This is a genomic window from Vulcanococcus sp. (assembly GCF_044369115.1).
Lineage (GTDB): Bacteria > Cyanobacteriota > Cyanobacteriia > PCC-6307 > Cyanobiaceae > Vulcanococcus.
In genome coordinates, this window is the sequence record NZ_JBIPMN010000227.1 from 1 (window position 1) to 3,259 (window position 3,259).

The following is a 3,259-nucleotide window of genomic DNA, read 5'->3' on the forward strand; positions in this document are numbered from 1 at the left end:
TTCGGGTTGTTTCCCTCCCAAGCATTCATTCCATCCATCTCAAGGAACCCCATGCCTTTCAAGAGCACCGTGGGTGACTACCAAACAGTCGCCACCCTGGAGACCTTCGGCTTCCTCCCGCCGATGACCCAGGACGAGATCTACGACCAGATCGCGTACATCATTGCCCAGGGTTGGAGCCCGCTCGTTGAGCACGTGCACCCCAGCCGTTCCATGGCCACCTACTGGTCTTATTGGAAACTGCCCTTCTTCGGTGAGAAGGATCTGAGCGTGATCGTTAACGAGCTCGAAGCTTGCCACCGCGCTTACCCCGACCACCACGTGCGCCTCGTGGGCTACGACGCCTACACCCAGAGCCAAGGCGCTTGCTTCGTGGTGTTCGAAGGCCGCTGATCACTTCAGCGACGAATAACGTTGGTCCCGGTTCATCCGGGACCACACCTTTTTGAACTGATCGTTGACACAACGATCGGATTCTTTTGTGCAACTCCCTGCAGGCCTGTGAATCCACAGGGCAGGAGTGCCGCAACCCCAGTCATTCCATACGCCGGGCGGACATGGCCACTAAATCGAGTCGCGAAGCAGCCCTGGAGCGCCGTAAGGCCCTCACCGATGGAGGCAAAAAGGCCGCCAGCCGTGTGAGCCCCGGCGGTGGACGCGTGCGCACGGCAGCCGATGCCCGCCCCACCCGCACCCAAGCTGCACCCGCTGCGGCACCGGCCCCTTCCGCACCGGCGTCCACCCCTGCTCCCCAGCGGACTCTGAGCGCGCCCAGCGCGGCGCCGGCCCGCAGCAGCAACAGCGCCAAGCGCGTCAGCAACCCCAGCCGTGATCTGGTGCTGGCCCGGCGTGAAGCTCTGGCTCGTGGCGGCAAGCGTGCTTCGCAATCGCGCGATCGCACCCGCACTGATGTCGCGAGAGAAGCGCCCAAGGTCAGCGCTGCACCGGCTGCTACCGAGCACAAGTGCAAATGCCAGGAGCACGAGGGTGGCGGGACCAACAGAACCCAGGCGGCAAGCCTCTCCCTCAGCAGCCGCGCCTCCGCCTCCAGCAGCAGCGCTGGCGCGAATCGCCCGGCTACCCGCAAGGCAGCCGCTCAGCACAATCCCAGCCGCGCCCTGGTGCTGGCTCGCCGTGAGGCGCTCTCCAAGCGCGGAAAGTCAGCTTCCAGCAGCAGCAAGAGCGGCGCAGCTGCCGTGGCTCGCCAGATCAACCCCGATCTCAGCGCTCGTGAGCTGTCGCAGAAGGTGCGGGAGCTGAAGAGCAAAACCGGCGCTGCCGGCACTGCCCGCAACAGCGGCACCCGACCCAGCGGCCCCAACCGCCACGGCGCCAAGCAAGCCGCCGCCGCTGATGCCTCCTGGAAAGTGGGTGTGAGCGAAACCCTCTCCGGCCAGACCGTCACTGGCACCCAGGCCAACCGTTCGGTGAAGACCACCGGCAACGAGGCGGCCACCTGCCGCACCATCACGGGCACTGAATATCTCGGCGCCGAGGTATTCCAGACCTTCTGCGGCACCCAGCCCGCCGCTCCGATCCAGCCTGCCAAGGTGCGCGTCAGCGCCACCAGTCACGGCAATCGCGTCACCGGCAACGAAGTCGGTCGCAGCGAGAAGGTCACTGGCGATGAGCCCGGCACCTGCAAAACCGTGACCGGAACCGAATACATCTCGGCCAACCAGTCCGCCGCCTACTGCGGCACCACTACTCCCTCCGTGCGCAAAGTGGGTCGCAGCCAGACCCTCGGCGGTCAGGCCGTGAGCGGTGTGTTGGTGGGCCGCAGCGAGAAGGTCACCGGCGATGAACCAGGCTCCGGCCGTCAACTCACCGGCGATCAATACCTGGGCGCTGAAGCTCCCGCAGCCGGTCGGGCACCCACCAAGGTGAACACCTTCAACACCCTGCGCGGCACCGGCATCACCGGCACCGCTGTGGGCCGCAGCGAGCGCGTCACCGGTGATGAGCCCGGCAGCTGCCGCAACGTAACCGGCGACGAGTACATCGGCAGCCAGCAATTCGAGGGGTTCTGTGGCAGCCGTCCTGCCCCTGAAGCACCCAAGGTGGGCTTCAGTGTGACCAACCGCAATCAGGTGGTGAGCGGCACCCGAACCGGCCGTTCCAGCAACGTGACTGGCGATGAGCCCGGCACCTGCAAGGTGGTGACCGGCACCCCCTACGCAGGGCTTGAGCAGGCCGGCGATTTCTGCAACGCCCAGGCCGTCCGCGCCACCCGCGAGCGCACCGCGATGCGCAACGCCAACCGCATGACCGGCATCCAGCCCGGCATCGGCGGCGTGATGACGGGCGCCGAGCGCGGCGCGTGCGAAGACGTCACCGGCACCCCCTACGTGGGCGCGGACCAACAGGCTGCCGCCTGTGGCACCTCAACCCGCAACGATGCCGACTTCCCCCAGCCCCTGAACCAGGCCGCCTGGCAGCAGTTCAGCGTGCAATCCCCCGCCCGCGCCGCCCAGGTGGAGCGTGAGCGCACCGGTGCCGTCACCGGCAGCACCTATGAGCAAGGCGGGAGGATCACCGGCCCTTTTGACATGGCCGGTGGCAAGGTCACCGGAACCGAGCAATTCCGCTTCGACCGCCGTGCCAGCCAGCGCCTGGCCGCAGCAGCTGCCGCTCCCGTCAGCATGGATGAGGATCTGCGCCCCGCCTCCCGGGTCACCGGCGAGGGTTCGGGCACCAAGATCACCGGTGATGACTGGGATCGCGGTGAGCGCGTGACCGGCACCGAGGGCAGCTCGGCGCGACGCCGCAACCCCACTCGCGTGGGTCCGATGAGCGCCATGCCCGGTCAGCAGAACAAGCGCAACCAGGACGTTCCTCCTCCCAACAGCAAGATCACCGGTTCCAGCGGCAGCACCGATCAGGGTTCCTTGATCACGGTGTCTGGCGGCGCCCGCGGCTGAGGGGTAAGAGCAGATGCGTCGGAGAACCGCCAACAACGAGCGGGCTATGAGCCCCACGGCTCCCCGACGCCGCTTCGGCAGCAATGGGGGTGCAGAAGCAGCGGATCAGCCCCCGGCCGAGCTGAACCCAACCTCAGCTCTGAGCAAGGTGTTGCGCCAGCGTGAGCTGGCCAACGCGGCCCGCGTCGGCAACTCGCGCAGCAGCCGCAAGAAGGCTGAAGCGGCCGTCACTCCGATGCAGGGAATCAGCAGTTCACCTCGGCGCGTGCGTCCCGTCGCGACACAGGTGGTGATCAAGCCGGCTAGCGCTCACTCCAGACAACGTTTGGTGGGCGGCG

General features: G+C 66.9%; 2 protein-coding genes and 1 pseudogene. All 3 read left to right on the forward strand.

Going from position 1 to position 3,259, the window contains the following annotated elements:
- Positions 1-51: 51 nt before the first annotated feature.
- Positions 52-393: a ribulose bisphosphate carboxylase small subunit gene (locus ACIQ2E_RS13555; protein ID WP_010316537.1), complete on the forward strand. Its 342-nt coding sequence runs from the start codon at positions 52-54 to the stop codon at positions 391-393.
- Between the two features lie 164 nt (positions 394-557).
- Positions 558-2,921 carry a CsoS2 family carboxysome shell protein gene (locus ACIQ2E_RS13560; RefSeq protein WP_398331590.1) on the forward strand — a complete coding sequence of 788 codons (2,364 nt, stop codon included), beginning with the start codon at positions 558-560 and terminating at the stop codon, positions 2,919-2,921.
- Between the two features lie 46 nt (positions 2,922-2,967).
- Positions 2,968-3,259: pseudogene (locus ACIQ2E_RS13565) on the forward strand (hypothetical protein); the annotation flags it as partial.